Origin of the sequence: Nitrosomonas eutropha (genome assembly GCF_003201195.1) — a bacterium.
Taxonomy (GTDB): domain Bacteria; phylum Pseudomonadota; class Gammaproteobacteria; order Burkholderiales; family Nitrosomonadaceae; genus Nitrosomonas; species Nitrosomonas eutropha.
On sequence record NZ_QICQ01000078.1, the window covers coordinates 1 to 1931 of the forward strand.

Below are 1931 nucleotides of genomic sequence, written 5' to 3' on the forward strand. Positions count from 1 at the left end.
CCACTGGCAACATTATCCAACCCGCCATAAAGCACAACAAGATGTACTGCAGTATATTTCCATGTTCTATAACAGCCAGCGACTGCATTCATACCTGGGTTACAAAAACCCGAATCAATATGAGATGGAAATGGAAATAGTGAAAAATGTTGCTTAACTGGAGTGTCCGGTTTTACTTGACCAGGTCAGTAATGCTGCCGTTTAAGCTCTGAAAATAGGATATATTTCATGAGTTACCGTTAATTTTATAGCCTGTGATCTCGCGAGAACGATAGCAATGGCATAAGTGAAGTAAAGCCCAAGGTCTTATGGACATCAAAGAGGGCAATACCATGTCATTGTCTGAGGCGAAAAAGCGCTTAGGCATCGAATGAAAGTCAGCATTTCCAATGCTGCCTTAATGACCTGGAAAACATTATCAGTTATTACATTGAAGAAGGTGTTCCTGATATTGGTTTCAAATTTGCCCGGGAAATAATCGAGCATATTCAGATTTTAACCAGCCACCCGGACATGGGCAGAATAGTGCCTGAGTTCCAACTCTCCCATACCCGAGAAATTATCTTTGCTCCTTTCAGGGGGGTTTATCTTAGGGAAAAAGGCGCCATAAAAGTGATCCGTATTTGGCGCAGCGAGCGACTGCTTGTTTTACCAACCGAAACATAACGATTAAGGTTATGTCGTGATCGCGAAGCAAACGTATGGTTTGCAATGATCAGGTTCAGATCCAGAATCAATAGCTCTTGCTACACACTCGTTCGATTATGCGGCATTGCCAAGCCGCAACCCGGCCCCGACCATGCGCTTTCCTTACGAATGCTTAAGATCGCGATAGAAATTTTCGTGCGGCCCGACTGCTTCGAGATATACCAGATACACAGCCTCATCAATACTGTAACCGAGCAGATACAACTGATTTTGGCTGTGGAATTTATAGACCAGGAGCTCCGCCAGATCCCCTTTTTTACGCTCGCCTATTGCCGGCCTGGCTGCCACGACCTCGATCGCAGCATCGACATCCCGTGCGACATTACCGTGTAGCTTCTTGTAGGCGCGGGCGAATCTTCGGGTTTGCTTAACCCCGTAGCTCATCAGCGGCCGACCGGGGTACAAAATCTGTAGCCTCGCTGCGAGGCTCAGCCATCGAAGCCAGCGATTCAGCGATAAAACTCACCGGCAGATCAGGATTATCCAGTGCAGCACGCCCCACCCTGGCCCAGTACTCGATCTGACCGGCGATGGTACGGTGCTCAACCAGGGCCTCGCTGCGTGCCTGTTCATACAACGTCTGATCGATACGAATAGATGTTGAAGTATTCATGATGACCTCCACGCTTGCCAAAATACTCACTATCATCATCTTACCACAAATGTGGAAAGGCTGAGTTTCGAGGTAGATTGCTTCGCACTTTTGGCATACCGCAATGACAAAATAGCTGTCTTTCAGGCCTTCAAAGTCAGAGCCAGAATCAATAACGCTTGTTATATTTATTTTCTTGATTCGCGACCTGGCCCCGATCTCCACTATCGGGCCTTTGCGTATGTAATAAACTCGATAGCAGGGGCCATGATCACAACACGACTTTAATCATCAAGCATGTGCCAATGGCTGAATTTTCGCAATTTCGTTCTCTATCGTCCGCGCAGCATCCCACAGATCTACCTCGCCTTGTGCGTTAATCCAAAATTCTGCCGAATTACCAAAAAATCGCGCTAACCGAAGTGCCATCTCAGGACTAACTGTTTAGTCCCACGGTGTGCTGGAATGGATCAAAGATAAAACGATCTGGCTCATTTTTCCAGATTTTGCAGATGTATTCATAGGGTGTTAGGCCCTTGAGAGCTTTTAGTCTTTTGGCGAAGTTATAAGCCATCACAAAGCGATGGAGATGGGCCTTCAACTGATCGTGTGAGTCGTAATAATACCGTTT

At 46.6% G+C, this 1931-nt stretch carries 5 protein-coding genes and 1 pseudogene; 2 read left to right on the forward strand and 4 right to left on the reverse strand.

Translation table 11 applies throughout. The annotated features are described in order from the left end of the window. On the forward strand, nucleotides 1–157 hold a 157-nt coding region (locus C8R14_RS13225), incomplete at its 5' end, for an IS3 family transposase (RefSeq protein WP_143000378.1). A gap of 293 nt (nucleotides 158–450) precedes the next feature. Beyond that, entirely contained in the window at nucleotides 451–666 is a 216-nt protein-coding gene (locus tag C8R14_RS14495; protein WP_373605820.1) for a type II toxin-antitoxin system RelE/ParE family toxin, read from the forward strand. 144 nt (nucleotides 667–810) lie between these two features. Here C8R14_RS14495 and C8R14_RS13235 read toward each other — a convergent pair whose 3' ends face one another. From C8R14_RS13235 to C8R14_RS13890, 4 genes and pseudogenes are all read right to left on the reverse strand, one after another. Beyond that, nucleotides 811–1092: a type II toxin-antitoxin system RelE/ParE family toxin gene (locus tag C8R14_RS13235; RefSeq protein WP_011634854.1), complete on the reverse strand. Its 282-nt coding sequence runs from the start codon at nucleotides 1090–1092 to the stop codon at nucleotides 811–813. Continuing rightward, nucleotides 1076–1321, reverse strand: coding sequence for a ParD-like family protein (locus C8R14_RS13240; protein ID WP_011634855.1), 246 nt, complete (start codon nucleotides 1319–1321; stop codon nucleotides 1076–1078). The genes C8R14_RS13235 and C8R14_RS13240 overlap by 17 nt, the downstream gene beginning before the upstream one ends. A gap of 270 nt (nucleotides 1322–1591) precedes the next feature. Beyond that, complete coding sequence (locus C8R14_RS13245) at nucleotides 1592–1729, reverse strand: helix-turn-helix transcriptional regulator (RefSeq protein WP_177165378.1); 138 nt, start codon at nucleotides 1727–1729, stop codon at nucleotides 1592–1594. Between the two features lie 7 nt (nucleotides 1730–1736). Next, nucleotides 1737–1931: pseudogene (locus tag C8R14_RS13890) on the reverse strand (IS481 family transposase); the annotation flags it as partial.

Coding starts and splice junctions, on each gene's coding strand:
- C8R14_RS13235 (WP_011634854.1), bottom strand. CDS start 1,092: ATGAGCTACGGGGTTAAGCAAACCCGAAGATTCGCCCGCGCCTACAAG.
- C8R14_RS13240 (WP_011634855.1), bottom strand. CDS start 1,321: ATGAATACTTCAACATCTATTCGTATCGATCAGACGTTGTATGAACAG.
- C8R14_RS13245 (WP_177165378.1), bottom strand. CDS start 1,729: ATGGCACTTCGGTTAGCGCGATTTTTTGGTAATTCGGCAGAATTTTGG.